The sequence below is a fragment of the Gottfriedia acidiceleris genome (genome assembly GCF_050457485.1).
Lineage (GTDB): Bacteria > Bacillota > Bacilli > Bacillales > Bacillaceae_G > Gottfriedia > Gottfriedia acidiceleris_D.
Genome location: NZ_JBCMJM010000008.1, coordinates 214,762 through 234,927, shown reverse-complemented (window position 1 = coordinate 234,927; position 20,166 = coordinate 214,762). Strand labels below are relative to the sequence as shown.

General features: G+C 31.6%; 22 protein-coding genes and 1 pseudogene. 14 read left to right on the top strand and 9 right to left on the bottom strand.

The features are described 5' to 3' along the window. Positions 1-90 precede the first annotated feature (90 nt). Together ABEY15_RS09875 and ABEY15_RS09870 are read left to right on the top strand one after the other, a co-directional pair. A complete protein-coding gene (locus tag ABEY15_RS09875; protein WP_129688309.1) occupies positions 91-354 on the top strand; it encodes an excalibur calcium-binding domain-containing protein in 264 nt (87 codons plus the stop codon). A gap of 807 nt (positions 355-1,161) precedes the next feature. Then, a complete protein-coding gene (locus tag ABEY15_RS09870; protein ID WP_429889878.1) occupies positions 1,162-1,731 on the top strand; it encodes a hypothetical protein in 570 nt (189 codons plus the stop codon). A 28-nt stretch (positions 1,732-1,759) separates the two neighbouring features. Here the strand turns inward: ABEY15_RS09870 and ABEY15_RS09865 are convergent, their stop codons facing one another. From ABEY15_RS09865 to ABEY15_RS09845, 5 genes are all read right to left on the bottom strand, one after another. Beyond that, positions 1,760-2,059 (bottom strand): plasmid partition family protein, encoded by a 300-nt coding sequence (locus tag ABEY15_RS09865; protein WP_429889877.1) that lies wholly within the window; start codon positions 2,057-2,059, stop codon positions 1,760-1,762. Positions 2,060-2,496: 437 nt separating this feature from the next. Beyond that, entirely contained in the window at positions 2,497-3,159 is a 663-nt protein-coding gene (locus ABEY15_RS09860) for an amino acid ABC transporter permease (RefSeq protein ID WP_069034259.1), read from the bottom strand. Positions 3,160-3,171: 12 nt separating this feature from the next. Beyond that, on the bottom strand, positions 3,172-3,810 hold the full coding sequence (locus ABEY15_RS09855) for an amino acid ABC transporter permease (protein ID WP_429889876.1): 639 nt from the start codon (positions 3,808-3,810) through the stop codon (positions 3,172-3,174). Between the two features lie 72 nt (positions 3,811-3,882). Beyond that, positions 3,883-4,680: a transporter substrate-binding domain-containing protein gene (locus tag ABEY15_RS09850; RefSeq protein WP_429889875.1), complete on the bottom strand. Its 798-nt coding sequence runs from the start codon at positions 4,678-4,680 to the stop codon at positions 3,883-3,885. A gap of 14 nt (positions 4,681-4,694) precedes the next feature. Further along, complete coding sequence (locus ABEY15_RS09845; protein ID WP_429889874.1) at positions 4,695-5,423, bottom strand: amino acid ABC transporter ATP-binding protein; 729 nt, start codon at positions 5,421-5,423, stop codon at positions 4,695-4,697. 514 nt (positions 5,424-5,937) lie between these two features. On the opposite strand from ABEY15_RS09845, the gene ABEY15_RS09840 reads away from it, so the two are divergent. From ABEY15_RS09840 to ABEY15_RS09805, 8 genes are all read left to right on the top strand, one after another. Beyond that, complete coding sequence (locus ABEY15_RS09840; protein WP_429889873.1) at positions 5,938-6,678, top strand: hypothetical protein; 741 nt, start codon at positions 5,938-5,940, stop codon at positions 6,676-6,678. A 13-nt stretch (positions 6,679-6,691) separates the two neighbouring features. Next, entirely contained in the window at positions 6,692-7,573 is an 882-nt protein-coding gene (locus tag ABEY15_RS09835) for a hypothetical protein (RefSeq protein WP_429889872.1), read from the top strand. An 84-nt stretch (positions 7,574-7,657) separates the two neighbouring features. After that, on the top strand, positions 7,658-8,131 hold the full coding sequence (locus ABEY15_RS09830; protein ID WP_429889871.1) for a hypothetical protein: 474 nt from the start codon (positions 7,658-7,660) through the stop codon (positions 8,129-8,131). Between the two features lie 217 nt (positions 8,132-8,348). Next, positions 8,349-8,501 (top strand): hypothetical protein, encoded by a 153-nt coding sequence (locus tag ABEY15_RS09825; protein WP_429889870.1) that lies wholly within the window; start codon positions 8,349-8,351, stop codon positions 8,499-8,501. Continuing rightward, on the top strand, positions 8,476-8,796 hold the full coding sequence (locus ABEY15_RS09820) for a hypothetical protein (protein WP_429889869.1): 321 nt from the start codon (positions 8,476-8,478) through the stop codon (positions 8,794-8,796). Before ABEY15_RS09825 ends, ABEY15_RS09820 begins: the two co-directional genes overlap by 26 nt. Before the next feature lie 314 nt (positions 8,797-9,110). Next, complete coding sequence (locus tag ABEY15_RS09815) at positions 9,111-12,383, top strand: Ig-like domain-containing protein (RefSeq protein ID WP_429889868.1); 3,273 nt, start codon at positions 9,111-9,113, stop codon at positions 12,381-12,383. A gap of 352 nt (positions 12,384-12,735) precedes the next feature. After that, positions 12,736-13,725 carry a helix-turn-helix transcriptional regulator gene (locus tag ABEY15_RS09810; RefSeq protein WP_429889867.1) on the top strand — a complete coding sequence of 330 codons (990 nt, stop codon included), beginning with the start codon at positions 12,736-12,738 and terminating at the stop codon, positions 13,723-13,725. A 183-nt stretch (positions 13,726-13,908) separates the two neighbouring features. Continuing rightward, complete coding sequence (locus ABEY15_RS09805) at positions 13,909-15,603, top strand: fibronectin type III domain-containing protein (protein ID WP_429889865.1); 1,695 nt, start codon at positions 13,909-13,911, stop codon at positions 15,601-15,603. Positions 15,604-15,698: 95 nt separating this feature from the next. Here the strand turns inward: ABEY15_RS09805 and ABEY15_RS09800 are convergent, their stop codons facing one another. From ABEY15_RS09800 to ABEY15_RS09790, 3 genes are read right to left on the bottom strand one after another with little or no spacing between them, the layout of a single operon-like run. After that, the gene (locus ABEY15_RS09800) at positions 15,699-16,010 is read right to left on the bottom strand and encodes a hypothetical protein (RefSeq protein ID WP_429889863.1); all 312 of its coding nucleotides are present in this window, start codon (positions 16,008-16,010) and stop codon (positions 15,699-15,701) included. Then, positions 16,000-16,179, bottom strand: a complete 180-nt coding sequence (locus ABEY15_RS09795; protein WP_429889861.1) for a hypothetical protein — start codon at positions 16,177-16,179, stop codon at positions 16,000-16,002. Before ABEY15_RS09795 ends, ABEY15_RS09800 begins: the two co-directional genes overlap by 11 nt. Positions 16,180-16,218: 39 nt before the next feature. Continuing rightward, entirely contained in the window at positions 16,219-16,512 is a 294-nt protein-coding gene (locus tag ABEY15_RS09790; protein ID WP_429889859.1) for a hypothetical protein, read from the bottom strand. A gap of 373 nt (positions 16,513-16,885) precedes the next feature. Here ABEY15_RS09790 and ABEY15_RS09785 point away from each other — a divergent pair. From ABEY15_RS09785 to ABEY15_RS09775, 3 genes and pseudogenes are all read left to right on the top strand, one after another. Further along, positions 16,886-16,962, top strand: a pseudogene (locus ABEY15_RS09785) (IS200/IS605 family transposase); the annotation flags it as partial. 14 nt (positions 16,963-16,976) lie between these two features. Next, the gene (locus ABEY15_RS09780; protein ID WP_429889858.1) at positions 16,977-18,089 is read left to right on the top strand and encodes an RNA-guided endonuclease TnpB family protein; all 1,113 of its coding nucleotides are present in this window, start codon (positions 16,977-16,979) and stop codon (positions 18,087-18,089) included. A gap of 417 nt (positions 18,090-18,506) precedes the next feature. After that, positions 18,507-18,761: a hypothetical protein gene (locus ABEY15_RS09775; protein WP_429889856.1), complete on the top strand. Its 255-nt coding sequence runs from the start codon at positions 18,507-18,509 to the stop codon at positions 18,759-18,761. Positions 18,762-18,795: 34 nt separating this feature from the next. Here the strand turns inward: ABEY15_RS09775 and ABEY15_RS09770 are convergent, their stop codons facing one another. Continuing rightward, positions 18,796-18,930, bottom strand: coding sequence for a hypothetical protein (locus ABEY15_RS09770; protein ID WP_429889855.1), 135 nt, complete (start codon positions 18,928-18,930; stop codon positions 18,796-18,798). 211 nt (positions 18,931-19,141) lie between these two features. Here ABEY15_RS09770 and ABEY15_RS09765 point away from each other — a divergent pair, with 211 nt between their 5' ends. Beyond that, positions 19,142-19,885: a metallophosphoesterase family protein gene (locus tag ABEY15_RS09765; RefSeq protein WP_429889853.1), complete on the top strand. Its 744-nt coding sequence runs from the start codon at positions 19,142-19,144 to the stop codon at positions 19,883-19,885. Positions 19,886-20,166 lie beyond the last annotated feature (281 nt).

Below are 20,166 nucleotides of genomic sequence, written 5' to 3'. Positions count from 1 at the left end.
TATTAGCAAACTATTAAACGTATTTTTTTACTAGAAATTTTATAAATTAGGTAGCATTTGTTACAAAAAAATAGATTGGAGTTATTACAGATGAAAAAACTTGTTATTGGAATTCTTACAATTGGACTTATTCAAAGTTATTCAATTATTTCAACTGATGATGCTAGTGCAGCTGTGAAAACATTTAAGAACTGTACTGAATTGAATAAAGTATACAAGGGTGGAGTTGCCCGTAGTTCATCCGTTAAAAATAAGGGCGGTAAAACTAAATATAAACCGTATGCTTCAAAAGCTCTATATGACGCTAATAAAAAAATGGATCGCGATAAAGATTTAATAGCGTGTGAAAGATAGGTTTAAGAAGTAAAAAATGGTGGCTCTCAAGAGGGAACTAACTATCTCAGACTGTTGGCAAACCTGATTTTCATCGAGTTTATCTACAGTGTCAATACAATGTTAAAGTATCAATGCAGTCTTCAAATTTTTGAAGACTGCATTTTTTATTTCCAAAATCTTCAATTATTTGTCACATTGATAATGAGTTTAATAGAACTTAGTATGTTAACATTTTCACAAGTTAGTAAAATTTACTAAAAATTATACTGCTATTTACTTATTAATAAGGAGTGATGATCTTGAAAAATTTATTGTTTTAGAGTTACATTTTTTTCACTAGTCATAGACTGAACATCTGGTAGTTTATTTTGGGGTAATAGAAGAAAATATTGGATAAATCATAGGTGGTGTCTCGGAAGGTCTCAAAACAAGAATCTTAAGTACGGTAAAAACTACATTCACTCGCTTGAAGAAATAGGAGAAACGATGACGTATTCTTGATAAAGATAGAAATGAAAAATTGACTTTCTTAATATATAAAGAGAAAGTAGTTCAAATTATTCTAATTAAGTATTAAGTCAAGGGATATATTATGGGAATTTCAATTGTAAAACTTTATGTTAACTTTTTCACAAATAAGTAAATTTTACTGTAAATTCTATATAACTATTTTGCTACTAATCAATTAATCGTGATGATTATAAAAAATTAGCAATTCTAGGAGTTACATTATTTTTACAAACACTTAAAGCCATATGACAGAACTCTATCCTAAATTGCCACTACAAAAGCCTTGTGCACAATTTTAGAAAGGATAATATAATAATGAAAACAATACTAGTCGAAGCAAAAATTATATTAAGTTTGATTTCAATTATTTTTTGTTTAAGTATTTGGAGTCCAAATGTTGGATCAGCAGCTTTTAGTTATAAACCGGGTGATATCTTAGTAACTGATGATGCAGGTGTTAAAGGATTAGTTGGACATTCAGGTATAGTAATCAATTCAACAGAACTTTTACACATTCAAGGTCCAGGCTATTATCCAAAAGTGATTAATATATCAACATGGACTAAAAATTATAAAACAACCTATGTAGCACGATATCATAATTCAGCTGTAGGTTCAAATGCAGCTCAAAAGGCAATAAGATATTTTAAAGATAAAAAAATTGCTTATAAAATTACTACAAATCCAACAGATATTGATCCATATACATATTGTAGTGAAATAGTATGGTATTCCTATTGGAAAGCTGGGCTAGAATATAAAATTCCTGAAAGTAGTCCTAATGGTAGAGTTTGGAAACGTCCTGGTATAATTAAACCCTATGATTTTAAAAATTCATTTATTTCAGGTTATAATGGATTTAGCCTTGTATATTCTATTAAATAAAAAAAGAGCAAAATATAGATGCTCTTTATTATCTCAGTGGATCTAATATTATTTTATTTTTTTTACTATCTTTATAATAACCGTAATATTCATTATCGCCTTTTATTTTCACACGAACTGACCATTTTCGATCACCTGATGATTTAATCCAATCAAAAACTGGATGAAGTTCTTCTATCTCCTGTTTTTTTATGCCTTTATCCTTAATAAGATATTCCTCAACTGCATTTTTTGTTAAATGCAGTTTTATTTTTACATAAGTGTACGAAGTGATTATTAATACAGTAGCTATTAATAACGGAATCATTATCTTTTTTTTCTTTTTCATATATATTCTCCTCTATAAAAGTTAAGTTAATTTTAACTATAAATTCATTATATAGTTATCTTATATTGTGAATAAACTATGAAATTTCATTATAGTATTTAGTTACTATGTATTGATATTGTTTTAATAGCTATTGGTTTATCGCTTGGCGTGTGTTACACATCAGTCGAATTCTCTATACAAGGAGGAGATTTTTTAGAGATTTTCTAAAAAAATACAAGCCATCCCTTGATCTTTAACGCTTTTAAGGTTACTAGATTAAGTAGATTAGATAGTAAATCACTCAAAAGAGAACGGTGTAGGGCGTGTAGGCGCACCGTAGGATTTTAAATAATCAGTCACAAGATGAATAAATAAAATTAAATTGTGTTTAAATGCATGGCATGATATGGAAAATTGCATTGGAAAAATCCGGCCCAATAAATGAACCAGATTTCTCAAGACTGCTTAATCTCCAACCTTCGAGCAACCAACGACAAAACATAATTCACAATAAAATACATCAACGAAACCATCACCATAACAGGAATCACATAAGATTCCTTCTGCGCATAAATAATCTGTCCATTATGCAATAAATCCGGCAATGCAATAACAACAGCTAAACACGTATCTTTCAGTAAAGAAATAAACTGACTAACAAGCGGAGGAACCATTCGTCTCAATGCTTGGGGCAGAACGATGTGACGCAATGTCTGGATATAATTCAGTCCAGATGCACGTGCTGCTTCGATCTGTCCTTTTTCAATCGAGTTTAAGCCACTTCGAATAATTTCTGATATCATTGCTGATTCAAAAACCGTCAATGCTGCGATTGTGGCTGTGATTATTTTCATTTCAATCCCGATTTCCGGTAGAGCAAAATAAGTAAAGAAAATAATCAATAGCAAAGGTAGGTTCCGAATGATCTCAACAATCGCGGTTAATAGTTGAGTAACAACAGGAATCTTCGTATATCTAAGCGTACCAATAAGTCCTCCAATAATGAAACTAAGTACAATTGAAATGGCAGCGACCTTAAGGGTGACCCAAAATCCTTCTAGTAAAAATTTTATATGATCAAGTGTGTATACATCAGCGAACGGCTGCAGAAAATCCATTCATCCACCTCCTTAATTACTTCTAGCCAAGCGTTTTTCTAAATAGCCAACACCAATACTTAATGGAATCGTTAAGACTAAATAAAATAAGGCTACGAAAATATAAGTATCAAAAGTTACGTAAGTCATTGCAGATATTAGATCGCCTTGATACATTAAATCTCCACCGGCTACGACTGCTAATAATGATGAATTTTTTACTAGATTTAGAAATTGGTTGCCGAGAGGAGGGATGACGATTTTTATCGCTTGGGGGAGAATAATCAATCTCATTGCCTGTCCGTAACTCAAACCTGTCGAGCGGGCAGCTTCCATTTGTCCTTTTGGAACAGAGAGAATACCGGCACGGATTGCTTCGGAAATGAAGGCTGCTGTATAGATGGTCAATCCGATTGTTCCTGCAACCATTCCACTAAAACTTCCAGCTAAGTAAGTAAAAAACACGACCACTAGTACAGGGATATTACGGATAAATTCCACATAAATCGAACCTAACCAGTTAAGTGGTTTAATTGGAGCAATTCGCATGACAGCAATAATTGTCCCTAAAATAAAGCTACATAATAAAGCGATTAAACTAGTTAAAATGGTTACTCTTAATCCTTCTAAAAAATACTCCATATGTTCTGTTAGAATCGAGAAATCAATCAAAGGATTTCCTCCTAATGATTAGGAAAAGCAGGCCCGTAAAATTACGGACACTGCAGCTCCTAACATCAATAATTATTTTTTAATCCATTTATTCTTAATTTCATCGTATTTACCTGAATCTTTCAGGCTTTTTAATGCTTTATTTAAAGCGTCGACAAGATCTTTATTGCCTTTTTTAACAGCAATTCCATAAGGTTCTTCGGTAAAAGTTCCACCTACTAAATCAAATGAAGGATCTTCTTCTTTCATACCATAAAGGATTGAATCATCAGTAGTTAAGGCATCACCTTTACCTGCTTTTAAGGCTGTGAAAGCTTCAGCATAGTTTTCGAATTCAAGTACTGTCGTATCAGGAGCTTTCTGACGAATATTTACAGCAGAAGTAGAACCTTTAACAGCAAGAACTTTTGTCCCTTTTTTCAAGTCATCAAGTCCATGAACTTTACTGCCTTTTTTAACAAGTAAAGATTGACCGGCATTAAAGTAAACATCAGTAAAATCAACTTCTTTTTTACGTTCTTCATTAATGGTCATTGTTGCGACTACCGCATCAACTTTCCCATTATTTAAGAGACCAACCCTAGTTTTTGACGTAACCTCTATGTACTCAGGTTTAACATCATCGCCAAACATTTCTTTAGCTAGTGCTTTGGAAAGGTCAATATCAAATCCTTCTACTTTACCTGTTGATGGGTTTTTCAATCCAAATAAACGAGTGTCATATTTTACACCAAATACGATTTTCTTATCATCCTTAATGCGAGCAAGAGCATCTTTGCTTTTTGAATCATCCTTACCACCACAACCTGCAAGAACTAAGGCGGCCGTTGTTGAAACCAAAGCCATTTTCATGAATTTTTTTAAAATCATTCCATTACCTCCTATTAATGATTTAATATACGGCTAAGAAATAAGCGAGCCCGTTCTTCACGCGGATTCTCATAAAACTCAGCCGGAGTTGCTTCTTCTAATATGCGACCCTCGTCCATAAAGACGATTCGGTCGGCAACCTCTCTGGCAAAACCCATTTCATGAGTCACGACAACCATCGTCATGCCCTCCCTAGCAAGGGTCTTCATAACATCGAGCACCTCACCAATCATTTCAGGATCAAGTGCAGAAGTAGGTTCATCAAAAAGCATAATATCCGGTTTCATCGCAAGCCCGCGAGCAATTGCCACACGCTGCTGCTGTCCACCAGAAAGCTGGGAAGGATAAGATTTCGCCTTCTCTAAAATGCCTACCTTTTCAAGAAAATGTTTGGCTGTTTCATCAGCCACTTCTCTAGATTGGCCCAGCGCTTTCATAGGAGCGAGAGTGATATTTCCAAGCACAGTTTTGTGCGGATACAAATAAAAATGCTGAAAAACCATTCCAATATTGCGTCTTAACTTATTGAGATCTGTTTTTTTATCCCCAACAGAAATCCCACTTACTGTAAGTGTCCCGTCATTAATTGCTTCCAAATGATTGATACAACGCAACAAGGTACTTTTACCAGAACCAGACGGACCAATTACAACAACAACTTCACCCTTATTGATTGTGAGATTAATATCTTTCAAGACTTGAAAATCGCCATAAAACTTATTTACATGTTTAAATTCAATCATTCCTGACCTCCTGTACAATTTTATTGAATATGTAAAATGGAGAATTTTGGGAATCAATATTTTATGTGTATGCTTGTTCACTTTTTCATATCACGATTATTTCGTTTTTAGTCTTTTTGGACGAGGACTTTTGTACTAGACATATGAAAAAAAAACAGTATTGGTCGATATAGATAAACGGGATTACCTATCAATCTAAAGGGAAGAAATTCGTCAAAGTAGTGAGACAATAAAATTTTAAAGATTAATTATAATAGTAAAAATTTACTAAAAAAATTCATTATTTTATCATAAATTCCATAATTTTCTACAAATTTATTATGTTAAGATTTTCACATAGAAAGAAATTATAACTCTTTAAGAAAGGGGGATACAAAATGAAAAGTAATAAAACATCAGATAAGCTACATTAATAAAATGATATTTATGAAAAATTGAAGATCATGTCATTTAATGACTGAAGAGTGAAAATATTAACTAACTCAAATTTTTACTAAAAAATTGGGGGAAGGCTATGAAAATAAAAATAGCAAAATTAGGCTTATTTATATTTATTATTTCTGGATGTTCAAATAAAGAAGTTATATATGAAGTTGGTAATTTAAATATAACTAATAAAGAATTTAATGATTATGTAAAAGAAAAATACCATGATATTGCTTTTGAAGATTTAATAAACTCAAAATTATTAGAGGCAAAAGCTGATGAAAAAAATCTTAAGTTTGAGTTTGAAGGCGAAAAAATTAAACCAACTGATAAAGACTTTTTACTAAAAGCCAAGCCAATTGTAAGGGAAATACTAAGAGATTACATTGATGAAGAGTCATTAGAAAATTATTATAAAGAGAATCTTAATAAATTTACAAATAAAGTTATAAAAGTAGACGTTTTTAAAATTGATCATAATTTGGCTCTTGATTTTATCAAGTTATATAACGAAGGGAAAACAATCAGTGAAGTTATGAAGAGTTTAAGTTTGAAGGATAACGTTAAAATAAGCATGGAAATTGATAGAGAAAATGAAATTTATAAAAAATTAGAGAAAATAGAGGAAGGAAAACTGACCATGATAATGGAAGAATCTGAGCATTACTTAGTTATTGTTAATGAAATTGTTAATTCGAATAAAATGAATTGGCCGAAAGACAAAGATAAAATTTTAGATAAGTATATTTCAAATAATTTAGGAGATGAATATTTAAAACTTTTAGGTACTTTAAAAGAAGAGTATAAAGTTGTAAAAAAATCTAATTAGAAGGAGTATAAGCATGAAGAAACTTAGTAAAATTTTAACAGTAATTTTGAGTAGTTTACTAGTATTATTTAGTTTTACAACCTTCACAAAAGCAGAGCAGATGAATAGTAGAGTTTTTGGAAAAGCTAAAGTTATTATGGTATTTCCAACAAATCTAGAGAATGTAGAAGGAAGCGAAGAAGATAAAAAGTTATTAGCAGCTTCAGGTTGGACAGAATCTTTGGATGGCTATATTCGCGAGTATCCTTTAGAAGAAACAGAGTTTACTATTAATGAAACAAAATACAAAACAGATAACAATGGGAATTTTGACATTGAATTAAAGAGCGGTGACCAATATGAAATGAAAATAAATCATCCCTCCTTTGAAGGACAGTCTATAAAGATAGATACGTCAGAGGAGAATGTTCATTTAAATCCAATAGTAAAAATTAATTTTTTAACTTTTATGGATACCTCTCCAGAAGAAATAGATGTAGAAGACGGTACAAAAAATCCTGTTGCTTCAAGAGCTAGTGGTCCACGTACCGGCGGATTCAATGGTGAAAAAATAACTAAACATGAAGGACATAATGATGCCACATATAAAAAGAATTCTTATGTGACATGTAATAGATTTAATGGATGGTTAGGGGATCAAAAATATTATGACAAATCTTCTCATAAAGTAAAATCTGGAATTAATTTTTCTTGGAGTGACTGTGACTGGGCAGTAGGTGATTTTGCTTCTCCGTGTTTAAGTACAACTAAAGGAGATTATGTAAAAGATCCTAAAAAACGTTATTGTAAATCCTTTTCTTTAAGTATATCAGGTTCTTCGACTTGTTCTATTGATATAGGACATAAGGCTCTATATCATGAGCATACTAAATCAAAATCACCTACTGGCTACTGACAACAGTATAAAGTTAAAAAATATTCTATGTCTATATATTAGAACTTCCTAAAAATATACATTTTAGTTAGGCTGTGAAAGCTCATGAAACTGTTATTAACTATTTTAATTCCTTGTATTAGTATATTTTTATTTACGATGTACGTAATATTTGCAGACAGTACAACTTCTAAAACTAGAATAAATGTAAGTGAGATTAGTACAAAACTAAAAACAAACAACCAAACTCTACTTATTCCTACCGGGTATAATTCATCTGTTGTATATTTACATGATAATGGCTTTACTTCTCCAAATGTTGAAGTGCGATTATCTAAAGATATTAAGATATATATATATACATCTAATGATTTAGAGATTAAAGATTCTTCTATACCTATTAAAACAAAAAAAATAAATAATACAATTATTAAAGAATATCAATCTCCGGGGAAGATTATTGATTATGTTTTTAGAGTAAATAAGCTTATCTATCTATATAGTTTTAATGAACCCTTACAAAAGGAAATAGATGAATACTTAATAAAAAACCTTCTAATTGATTCCTGTACAAAATAGCTAATAAAAGATTAAAAAGCCAAGGTATTCAACTTTTGCTTTTTTTTAACTCAATTATTTACTCCGGTTTGATACAGAGATTAATATCTTTCAAAAATCACTCTAAGAGTGTTGCTGCTTTAGCAAATTTTATTATCACGATCCTCTATAGAAAGCGTACTCCAAATGTGCACGCTTTCTATGGAGGACCGGTGAATTAGAAAAGGGGGATCTATTTTTGACACAGTATCATTTTATTTCTTCACCAATACCACTAAAAGATGGTATCTTTGGTGACAATCCTATTTCTCCTAATGTTTATGCAAATGAACTAGATTTTACACATTTATATATGGAGAAAAATTATGACCCAGAAGAAAAAAATTTTTAGTTTCTCCAAACACTTCAAATATAAATATCAAGTATGTATGATGTCTCAACAAGTTCCACTTAAAGGAGAAAAACGGATCACTCCAGAAGGTGAAAAATGTTTAAAGATTTTATATGAATATATCAAAGTTGCTGTTAATGAGAGTAGCGTAATAGAGTTTTACGCTTCATGCAATTCTGAAGAAGACTACCCAATTAACCTTAAACGCCAAATCGCACTAAAAGATTTAAAATCTCCAAGAGACTTAATAATAGCCGAAAGGGAATTTGTTACAATTTATAAGGACGTACTCTGAAGGAATTTAATAAAAAAAGCACCTTCAGGAAGAGTACTTGAATACTAGATTAATATAGGTTAAACCAAAAGCCAGGAACACTGTTAAAGGTGTTTCTGGTTTTTTTTATCTTAGATTAACTATTAAAATATTAGGCGAATTATTTTAATAGTTCTAGTTAAGATGTCTTGGATATTACCAACTATAATATTTACAAAACGATGTGGTAAAATTAAAATTAGATTAAGAAAATACTAAAATTTAGAGGAATCCATAGAAAACAGTTTAAGTTATCAAGATGAGCGAGATGTAGTTCTTAAAAGAAGGGGAGAAGTATGAATAAGATTAAACAATTAATAGTCAGTCTTTGTGTTGTGGGTCTTATTTTATCTTATTGGAAAAATGGAATCGTTTTTGCCGAGGATGAAACAGTTGTTGGAGGTAAAATTACAGCAAATACAGTTTGGACAAAGGAACATAGTCCTTACCGAGTAACTAATACAATTGTATTAGCTGATGGTGTAAATTTAACAATCGAAAAGGGAGTAACGATCCTCTTTAATGAGAACACACGTATTCTTGCAGAGAATGGGAAATTAACTGTTAACGGTACATCGGATGAAAAGGTTATCTTCCAATTTGCACAAACCTCAAACGACTTTAATGAAGATTTATGGCTAGGTTCAGAAAATCATTTAGTAAATTTTGAGATAAATGATGCAAGAATTGGACTAGATATCAATGGCCAAAATAATAAAATTGAAAATGGTTCGATTAACAATAGTACGTTACATGGAATAGAAGTAGAAGGTAAATATAATGAAATTTTAAATAATAGACTTAACTCTAACCGAACTGGAATCATGTTAAATGGTAACGAGAACCATATTATTGGAAATGAAATTCAATCCTCACTTGAAGATGGAATTAATTTACAACACTCGAATAAAAACATTTTCATTAATAATCAAATAACCCATTCTGAAAAATATGGAGTTTATTCTGATGCACCTTATTGGTCTCTAGTAAACTATTTTTATCATAATACGTTTAGTGAAAATAAATTAGGAATTAACACGTCAACTGCCAACGTTTTTACTAAAAATAATATTTATGATTTAGTAAATATTATAAAATCTGACCTGTGGATAATGGATTTGTCACAAAATTATTGGGGAACTACAGTAGAAAGTGAAATTAATCAAAGAATAACTTTGCCTGATTCTAGTTATATAGTAAATATTACACCGTACTTAACTGAAAGCTCGGGACTAGTTGAAAAAGTGATTCCTACTGAACCAGTATTGTATCCAATTAAAGATCATGATGATTTCATAAAGGGAAAAGCTGAACCACTAGCTAAAGTTACGTTTAACCAAAATGAGTGGGCACCTAAAATTGAAATTGTTGCCGATGAAAATGGGAATTTCCAGTCGCCGTATCGAAAGTTACCAGCTGGTGTAAAAGTTGAGGCATTCGTAACAAATGAATATGGTATGAAAAGTAATGTAGTTTCTACAATCGTATTAGATGAAACGAAGCCAACTCAACCAATCTTAGAAGAAGTATCGAATCAATCGAATAGTATTCGAGGAGTTGGAGAAATAGGTTCAAAAGTTTTAGTAAAAAATAGTGAACAAATTATAGCTGAAGGTGTAATAGGAGTAAATGGTCAGTTTGAAGTTAACATTCCTATCCAAAAAGCTGGAACGGTATTAACGATCATATTAACTGATTCAAGTGGAAATACGAGTGATCCATTATCAGTCAACATAAAGGATCGCATTGCACCTGAGAAACCAATATTTGTGCCAATCGACACCAGTTCAACTTCTTTAACGGGAACATCAGAGCCAGGAACTATTGTCAAATTGTATAATGAGAATGAAATGCTAATTAAGGAAGCTAAAACGAATGAAAAAGGGACTTATTTATTTAACATTGATCAATATTTTTTAGGGACAAAACTATTCCTAAAAGCAATCGATCAAGATAGTAATATAAGTGAAAAAACGGTTATCTCTGTGGGAATGGCTTCTCCAAATGTGGAAGAGTATTCTAATACATCGTCTATCTTAAAAGGAAGAACTGAACCTAATGCAACGGTCTGGATCAAGGCAGATAACTATTTAAAAAGTATTGTAGCAAATGAGAATGGTGAATTCGAAGATCCAATAGGGTATCAAAAAGAAGGAACTATCATTACGATTAGAGCCGTTAAAGATGGATTTACGAACGAAACAGTACTTGTTGTTTCTGATAAAACAGCTCCACTAATACCGGACCCCATAACTTCTGTAACAGATCTAACGAAAGAAATCATTGGATTTGCTGAGCCCAACTCCATAGTCACAGTTAAAGCGAATGGAGTATTGCTCGGAAAAGATGTAACTGATCTTGAATATATTTTTAAAATACCTATCACTATACAAAAAGCAGGGGTAAAACTTGAATTTCAAGCGATCGATCAAGCTGGAAATATGAGTGAAGTTTATGTGATTACAGTAGAGGATAGTAAGCCAGTGCTGAAGGCGACAACTAACACTTACAATAGTGTGAACTTAAGCTGGTCAGAAGTGGGTAATGTATCAGGGTATGAAATTTATAGGTCTACATCAAGTACAGGGACTTTTACTAAAATAGCAACTACTACGAATACATCGTATCTCAATACATCATTAAACACAGGTACAACTTATTACTATAAAATTAGAGCATACAAAACCGATACGCCTATACTTTACAGTGAGTTTAGTTCTATCTTATCCGTAAAACCATCATTATCTACTCCAACTTCTGTGAAAGCAGCTTCTTTATCATACAATAGTGTGAGATCAAGTTGGGGAGCAGTTAGTGGAGCAAGTGGGTATGAAGTATACCGAGCGACAACAAGTACAGGAACGTATTCAAAAGTTGGAACAACCACTTTAACAAGTTTCAATAATACTGGGCTAACAACTAATAAAGCATATTATTACAAAATTAAAGCATACAGAATGGTTGGTAGTACGAAAGTTTATGGAAATTACTCTTCAGTATTTAGTGCAAAACCAATATTAGGGACTCCAACATCAGTTAAGGCAGCTTCTTCTTCATATAATAGTGTGAAAACAAGTTGGGCAGCAGTTAGTGGAGCAAGTGGATATGAAGTATACCGAGCGACATCAAGCACAGGAACATATTCTAAAGTAGTTACGACAACTTCAACAAGCTATAGTAATACTGGTCTATCAACAAATAAAACCTATTATTACAAAATTAAATCATATAGAACTGTAGGAAGTACAAAATACTATAGCAACTATTCATCAGTAGTAAGTGCTAAACCAATTCCAGCAGTTCCAACTAATTTCAATGCGACCAGAGTAAATTCATCTAGCATAAAATTATCGTGGAGCACTGTATCCGGAGCAAGTGGTTATGAAATTTACAGATCCACGTCAAGTACAGGAACGTATAGTTTGGTTAAAACTACTACTGCATTGTCATATACAAATAGTGGTTTAACAAATGGAAAGACGTATTATTATAAAGTAAGAACCTATCGCACAGTTGGTACGATCAAAGTATATAGTGCGTGGACAGTAGTCAAAAGTGTTAGTCCTTGATTGCTTATAGATACTTAATAATAGCCGATCGGCAATTTTTTACAATATATAAGGACGTACGCTGATGGAATAATTTCAAACTAATAAAAAAGCATCTCCACCTTAAATAGTACCCTATAGAGTAGACAACTTAGTATTCTACTCTATGGGGTACTTTGTTTAAATTTAGAAAAAACGGGATCGATCGAGGAAATAAAATATTCATAAAAGTGTTTTTTCATAGATTTTTTAGTAAATGCGTACAGGTAATTTATTATTATAATCTTTACAAATTAGTTATGATAGAATTAAAATTAGATTAAGAAATATATATAATATATCTTTTGAACTTTACTACATAACGGAGGAATCCATGGAAAACCGTGAACGATTTTATAAATTAATGAAACTTCTAGAAAGTAAAACAGATATTGATCATGAGTTTACTTTTGAAGAAATAAAGAAGAAATTATCAAGTGGTGAAGAGGATTTTTCGTATAGTAAAAATACATTTTTAAAAGATATTTCGGTATTAATTGATGTTGGATTTGATGTAATTGAAAACGCTTCAGATGGGAAGGCAACGACTTATAGCCATCAGGAGCGACTATTCGAATTACATGAACTGCGTTTATTAGTTGATGCTGTTACGGCTTCAAGATTTTTAAACAAACAGGAAACGAAAAAAATAATAGATAAATTAAAAAATCTAACTAGTGAAAATCAAGCAAAAAAGCTTCATAACGGTATTATTCCTGATGCAGCAATTAAAAGTGAAAGCAATCGGATTCACTTTTCAATCGATCAAATTCATCAAGCAATTGCGGAGAAAAAGCTACTTACATTTCAGTATGGCCGATACAATGTAAAAAAAGAATTTGAATTAAGCCACGATGGAAAAGAGTATTTCGTTAGACCACTAGCAGTAATTTGGTCAAATGATTACTATTACCTTATTACGAGAAGCTTACCCGAAGATAAACTAAGACATTTTCGTGTAGACCGAATGCGTGAGGTTAAGAAATCAGAAGAAAAATTCCTAGATGAGCGCTTTAACGTTGAGGAATATTTGAGTACGGTTTTTAATATGTTTGCCGGTGAACCTGATTATGTAAAAATTAAATTCAAAAAAAGCTTATTAAATGTCGTTTTTGACCGTTTTGGATTAAAGGCTGAAATACAACAAGTAGATGAGGAACATTTCATATTAACTACTAAAGCTGCAATCAGTGATGGATTGATTACTTGGATTTTAACTTGGGGAAGGGATGCACAAGTAATAAGTCCTCCATCTGTAATTGAAAAAGTTCAGGAGCAAATTTTGGAAATGAATAAGTTGTATAGTATGAATCTACAATACTAATTTTTTACTAAAAAGAGTATCTTTTGAGGTTAAAGAGAATCTTTTATGGATTCTCTTTTTTGATGTTCAATTTTTTGAACACCTCACTTTATATAATAAAGTTATCAAATATAGGAGGTAGATTTACAAGGTATATAGTAGTGCAATAGAATGAAAGATTAAAACTTTTTAAGGGGGAAAATCATGAAAAAAAGCAATTTTATGTACTTATTTTTAACTTTTATCATTATGTTTTCATTTAATTTAAAATCGGCTTCTGCTGAAATAGGAGATCGTAGCACTCCTTATAGTGCTTGGTATAATTATAATTTTTTACTTCAAGAATATGAGTGGGATACACCTAGAGAGGTTGAATTACAATTATTCGATATTATAACTGGTGAAGAAGCAAATGAAATTGTTGCTGAAGAAAATATGTATAATCAGAAACCAGCGGAAGATGAAGAATGGATATTGATGGCTTATGACTTAAAATATGTATCAGGCCCAGAAGAACCTTTGTATGGTACGGAAGTGGTATCTAGTTACAATAGTTTTTATACAAATTCTGGACAAAAAATTACTCCAATTAGTACAGCAATTTTCTCAGATGAAATAGAGCCATACAGTGAATACAATGTACAATTATATCCTGGTGCTGAATCAGAAGTTTATTACGGAATTTTAGTGAAAAAAACAGTAGGATATCCTCTAATAAGAATTGGAATGGGATATGACTCTAATTCAGACCAAACAGTATATGGATGGTTCTCTACTGATCCAAATTATGAAGAACCGATACTAGCACCAACAAGTTTGAAGGCAACAGCTAGTTCATACAATAGTGTTAAATTAAGCTGGGGACAATCTGAAGATGCTACAGGCTATGAAATCTATCGATCTACTTCTAGTACGGGGACATATACGAAAATAGCAACTACTTCTACTAATTCGTATACGAATACATCTTTAAATACAGGTACAACTTATTACTATAAAGTAAAAGCTTATAAAACTGGTACATCAACTCAATACAGTGATTTTAGTTCTGTAGTATCCGCAAAGCCGGTATTATCGACTCCAACATCAGTGAAAGCTGCTTCATCTTCGTACAATAGTGTGAAAACAAGTTGGGCAGCGGTTAGTGGAGCAAGTGGGTATGAAGTATACCGAGCAACGTCAAGCACTGGAACATATTCTAAAGTTGGTACGACAACTTCAACAAGTTACAATAATACTGGTCTAACATTTAATAAACTATATTACTACAAAATTAGATCATATAGAATGATAGGAAGTACGAAAGTTTATGGAAATTATTCGTCAGTAGTAAGTGCAAAGCCGGTATTATCGACTCCAACATCGGTAAAGGCAGCTTCTTCTTCATACAATAGTGTGAAAACAAGTTGGGCAGCAGTTAGTGGAGCAAGTGGATATGAAGTATACCGAGCGACATCAAGCACAGGAACTTACTCTAAAGTAGGTACGACAACTTCAACAAGCTTCAATAATACTGGTCTATCAACAAATAAAACATATTATTACAAAATTAAATCATATAGAATGCTAGGAAGTACGAAATACTATAGCAACTATTCATCAGTAGTAAGTGCAAAACCAATTCCATCAGTACCAACTAATTTTAATGTAACAAGAGTTAATTCAACTAGTGCTAAGACGACATGGAGTTCAGTATCTGGAGCAAGTGGTTATGAAGTTTACAGATCAACTTCAAGCACAGGAACATATAGTTTAGTTAAAACTACGACGTCATTATCTTATACGAATAGTGGCTTAACTACAGGAAAGACATACTACTATAAAGTAAGATCATACCGAACAGTTGGCTCAACTAAAGTATATAGTGGGTGGACTGTGATCAAAAGTGTTAAGCCATAATCATTTAAAACAAAATATAGTTAAAAAAAGAGAATCTTTTGTAGATTCTCTTTTTAAATAAAGTCTTTTGTGACAAACAGAATGTATATATTTTTCTATGATGAATGTGTATAACCTGTTGAACTAATTTCAATCCAAACAATTTCGTTCGTTATGTCGCTATAGATCACTTTTAAAATTATTTTATTATTTTTATCATTATAAATGTGATGCTTAAGTTGTTGTTCACGGTCTTCCCAAGCTGCAACATAATTATCTTTAAGTAATTCAGTAATTTCACTAATACTTTTTAAATTTGATTTACCTTTTAACATTAAAAAAGTAAGTACATAATTAAAAAGGGGTAGTAAGTTGATTAAATAAAAATACTTAGTTTTTACGTATTTCTTTATTTTTCTATAAAGCATCTTTAAAACCTTTTAAAATTTCCTCATTTGGAAATCGATCATTTTTACCCTTAATTTTTACATTACCTTTTAACGGAACGATTATTCTATATCGTTCTTTGTCTTTTATATTACTTGTTGCAAATACATATGAATTTTCAGGAGATAAAAAATCATCATCGACTTCCATCTTTCTTATAGTTTTGTGACTACTTTCATAACCAATACGTTATTCAACTATAACTTCCTGATTTCCTTCCAATTCACCTTTTAAATTATTTTCGACTATAACCTTATATGGTGTATAAGGTCCGCCCTCATCTGTTTCTGTATCTAATTGTTCAACTACTCTTCCTACAAACAATTGTTTTGCTACTTCTGTAATATTTTCTTTTTTATTAATGTCAAATCCATATTCTGCATTTGAAATAATCACTCTATTAGGCGTATTAGTAGAATAAATTGCACCAACCACAAATAAAGCGATAGTTGAACTTAATGTAATCTTTGTAACCATATTCATTTGGATTCTCCTTTATAAATTAGTGGAATTACAGCTTCGATTTGTACTCGATCAATCAAATTCAATATAACATCTAATATAAAAGAGATTATAAGTAATTGTTACAATCTAAGGAACAAACGTTAATAATTAGTTCATCTTCATACATTTTTCAAATTTAGAACATTTTACCAGAAATTAATATGTTAATATAATCAAAAAACAAAACGTTTTCTCGGGGGTGGGTTAAATTTGAAAAGTTTCTACTATCTTATTTTTAGTTACTCAATTTTCATTTTAATGGATTTCCGAAAGAAGTCTCCCATCCTCAAAGAATATGAAGGTCGATAGCCCAATGAGTAGGTGGGAGATGAATTTCGGTTGGCTTTAGCCAAGAAGTTTTTGTCTGCTAACAACAGGAGGTGCTCCAATAGATACCATTAAAAAAACATTGAAAATCAAGGTCAAAAGGGAGGTGGAATGATATGGCAAAGCACAATAAAGCATATAAGTTTCGGTTATACCCAACAGAAGAACAAGCATTTCTTATGCGAAAAACTTTCGGTTGTGTGAGATTCGTATACAACAAAATGTTGGCAGAACGAAAAGAAACATACGAGAAATACAAAGATGATCAGGAACAACTAAAGAAACAAAAGTTTCCAACTCCTGCAAAATACAAAGCAGAATTTGAGTGGTTAAAAGAAGTTGATTCTTTAGCCTTGGCAAACGCTCAACTAAATTTGCAAACTTCTTATAAGAATTTCTTTAGTGGTCACAATGACTTTCCTACATTCAAGAACAAAAAGGGTAGAAATTCATATACAACCAATCTCGTAAACGGAAATATAATGTTATTTGCTCGCCATATCAAACTATCAAAGCTAAAAATGGTACGAATCAGACAACATAGAAAAATTCCACAAGACCACATAATCAAGTCATGCACGATCTCCATGACATCTACCGGTAAATACTATGTTTCTATTTTGACTGAATACGAAAAAGAAATTGTACAAAAAGAAGTGAAAAACGTTATAGGATTAGACTTCGCTATGGCTGAATTATATGTGAGTAGCGAGAATCAGAAAGCCAATTATCCTCGCTACTATCGTGTTATGTCAGAAAAATTAGCAAAAGCACAACGCATTCTGTCTAAGCGTAAAAAAGGTTCTGCACGTTGGAATAAGCAACGTCTATTAGTGGCTAGGTTTCATGAGAAAGTAGCGAACCAACGCAAAAATTTCCTTCACCATAAGTCAAAAGAATTAGCTTCTAACTTTGATGCTGTCGTGATAGAGGACTTGAACATGAAAGGAATGTCTCAAGGCCTTCACTTTGGTAAAAGCGTTCAAGATAATGGTTGGGGTATGTTCACTGCTTTCTTAGCGTACAAACTAAAAGAACAAGGAAAACAGCTTGTGAAAATTGATAAGTGGTTCCCTTCCACTAAAAAGTGTTCTTGTTGTGGTTTAGAAAAACTGATGAAACTATCTGAACGTACCTTCCATTGTTCATGCGGTTATGCGACAGATCGTGACTACAATTCAGCCGTCAATATCAAAAATGAAGGCATTCGCCTATTATTATTAGCATAGAAGCAAAAACTCTTGGAACAAGAGGGTTAGCTCGGTCAGTTTTCGTTGGCTAGTAAAAGCAACAATAAGTCGAGAAGCCCCCTCTTAAGTAGGCCGGAAGGTTAACTAAGTGGTGGGTAGTTCACATGTCACCTTCAACGGATTTAACAACTTCAATATATTTTTAATTTTAAATTGTATTAGTATCCTATTAAGCCTACTTAGTTTTCTGGTTTCAATCATTTCATCAGATAGGAGATGGAAAGAAAAGGTCAACATTGGTCTAAGTTTAAATTTAATTCATCACTTTGGATTAACATAGTATATGTTGGGGTTTAAATGGTTTTAAATAGTAATATCAAGAAATAGGTGAGTATAATAGAGAAGTTTTTTAGAGTAATATTATTTCTTATTTTAACTTTTACTGTGATCGTTTTTTTGTTGATTTTCTTTTTAAAACCAGTCAGTAATGAAATTAGCGGTTCTTCAAAAAGTGTTCATATTGTAGAAGAACAAAATTATTCTGAAGGTTTTAGTGGTGGAGATTTCTTTACAACAGTTACTGTTGAAGAGCAAAACAGGGTTGAAAATATTTCTGCACAGCAAGGTTTTGTTCCGCAAGAAAATGGAACAGGATTCTATTTTGTAAAAGAAAAAAATAACTTCAATTATCAAAATAAAACGACTGACTAACTAATAGCAGTCGTTTTACCTTATTATCTAAAACTCACTTCTTACAATCATAAGCAACCAAAGTAATATCCAATTCCTCTTCCAAATTCTCAATCTTACTCTTCGCATCATTAGTTAAATCTGCAATAAAAAAGTCACTACTTTTTAAATCTTTATTTTCATTACTCATTTCAAAAATCCCCTTTACCAAAATTTTACCTTTTCATTATTCCCTGTGGTAAAAAAACTATCCTAGTTCAAAGTTGGACAATAAAATAAATTTTATTACGTAAAAAAGCAATAAGACGGATAACTTACTTTAGTAATTCATATTTGTTAAACTATTTATATTATTTAAACAATTTAATGGGAATAATAGGTTTACAGAAAGGGTTGGATGTATGGTTAAGGATGCGATTTTTGCAATTGGAGATATACACGGAAGCACAAATGAATTAGAAATATTACTTAAACAATGGAATCCAGATAATGAAAGGTTAGTACTACTAGGAGATTTAGTAGATCGTGGTGAAAATCCATACGAGGTATTGATAAGGGCGCAGCAACTAGAAAAAGAATATGGAGCGGTTGTTATACTAGGAAATCATGAGCAAATGTTATTGGACTGGCTAGAGCAACCTGAGTTTAAACAAGCGTATTATTACGGACAAGGTGGTTTAGAAACAATTAATTCATTTTTTAAATTTGAAATTACAAATAAAAGAGGCCCTAATGAAGTAGCGCAATTAATGAAAGAGCAATTTGAATCTGAACTACAATTTATTAAATCTAGACCATTGTATTTCGAATGGGAAAATTATGTATTCGTTCATGCCGGAGTCGATCTGAATCTTGAAGATTGGAAAGAAACGACTGAGAAGGAGTTTTATTGGATTCGCGATGAGTTCCATTACGGAAAGAATGAAACAAATAAAACAATTATTTTTGGCCATACTCCAACGTCAATACTTCACAAGACTGAAGGTAAATTCGATATTTGGTATTCACCTTGTAAAACGAAGATTTGTATTGATGGCGCAGCTGCATATGGTGGGATTTTACATGGGATTAAGGTAAATAAAGATGGAATAATCTCGACTCATTCGATTTCTTCTCAAACAAGGTCTACTAAGTATGAAATATAATGATTAATTTTAATGAGGAAAGTGTTAAAAGAAAGCTAATAAAAGATATTACATGAGATTTTGGATTAATATTTCAATTTAATAATATATAGTTATAAGTCGTTGTCCTAAGATAACGGCTTTATTATTTTTAAGATATAAAAAAACAACTTTTCATAAAAAATTCTATTTTTGTATAATTTTTTAAGAGAGAATGGTCATAAAATATAGAAAACAAGTGATTTTATGGAGGTATTTCATGCATATATTTATTAAGTTATCACTTCTATTTAGGTCAGTTT

Bases quoted from the DNA above. Each gene is read 5' to 3' on its own strand.
- ABEY15_RS09865 (WP_429889877.1), bottom strand. From the start codon at position 2,059: ATGAAAAAGAAAAAAAAGATAATGATTCCGTTATTAATAGCTACTGTA.
- ABEY15_RS09805 (WP_429889865.1), top strand. From the start codon at position 13,909: ATGAAAAAAAGCAATTTTATGTACTTATTTTTAACTTTTATCATTATG.
- ABEY15_RS09800 (WP_429889863.1), bottom strand. From the start codon at position 16,010: ATGCTTTATAGAAAAATAAAGAAATACGTAAAAACTAAGTATTTTTAT.
- ABEY15_RS09850 (WP_429889875.1), bottom strand. From the start codon at position 4,680: ATGATTTTAAAAAAATTCATGAAAATGGCTTTGGTTTCAACAACGGCC.
- ABEY15_RS09770 (WP_429889855.1), bottom strand. From the start codon at position 18,930: ATGAGTAATGAAAATAAAGATTTAAAAAGTAGTGACTTTTTTATTGCA.
- ABEY15_RS09820 (WP_429889869.1), top strand. From the start codon at position 8,476: ATGACCCAGAAGAAAAAAATTTTTAGTTTCTCCAAACACTTCAAATAT.
- ABEY15_RS09780 (WP_429889858.1), top strand. From the start codon at position 16,977: ATGGCAAAGCACAATAAAGCATATAAGTTTCGGTTATACCCAACAGAA.
- ABEY15_RS09860 (WP_069034259.1), bottom strand. From the start codon at position 3,159: ATGGATTTTCTGCAGCCGTTCGCTGATGTATACACACTTGATCATATA.
- ABEY15_RS09870 (WP_429889878.1), top strand. From the start codon at position 1,162: ATGAAAACAATACTAGTCGAAGCAAAAATTATATTAAGTTTGATTTCA.
- ABEY15_RS09815 (WP_429889868.1), top strand. From the start codon at position 9,111: ATGAATAAGATTAAACAATTAATAGTCAGTCTTTGTGTTGTGGGTCTT.
- ABEY15_RS09875 (WP_129688309.1), top strand. From the start codon at position 91: ATGAAAAAACTTGTTATTGGAATTCTTACAATTGGACTTATTCAAAGT.
- ABEY15_RS09765 (WP_429889853.1), top strand. From the start codon at position 19,142: ATGGTTAAGGATGCGATTTTTGCAATTGGAGATATACACGGAAGCACA.
- ABEY15_RS09795 (WP_429889861.1), bottom strand. From the start codon at position 16,179: ATGGAAGTCGATGATGATTTTTTATCTCCTGAAAATTCATATGTATTT.
- ABEY15_RS09790 (WP_429889859.1), bottom strand. From the start codon at position 16,512: ATGAATATGGTTACAAAGATTACATTAAGTTCAACTATCGCTTTATTT.
- ABEY15_RS09810 (WP_429889867.1), top strand. From the start codon at position 12,736: ATGGAAAACCGTGAACGATTTTATAAATTAATGAAACTTCTAGAAAGT.
- ABEY15_RS09845 (WP_429889874.1), bottom strand. From the start codon at position 5,423: ATGATTGAATTTAAACATGTAAATAAGTTTTATGGCGATTTTCAAGTC.
- ABEY15_RS09830 (WP_429889871.1), top strand. From the start codon at position 7,658: ATGAAACTGTTATTAACTATTTTAATTCCTTGTATTAGTATATTTTTA.
- ABEY15_RS09840 (WP_429889873.1), top strand. From the start codon at position 5,938: ATGAAAATAAAAATAGCAAAATTAGGCTTATTTATATTTATTATTTCT.
- ABEY15_RS09835 (WP_429889872.1), top strand. From the start codon at position 6,692: ATGAAGAAACTTAGTAAAATTTTAACAGTAATTTTGAGTAGTTTACTA.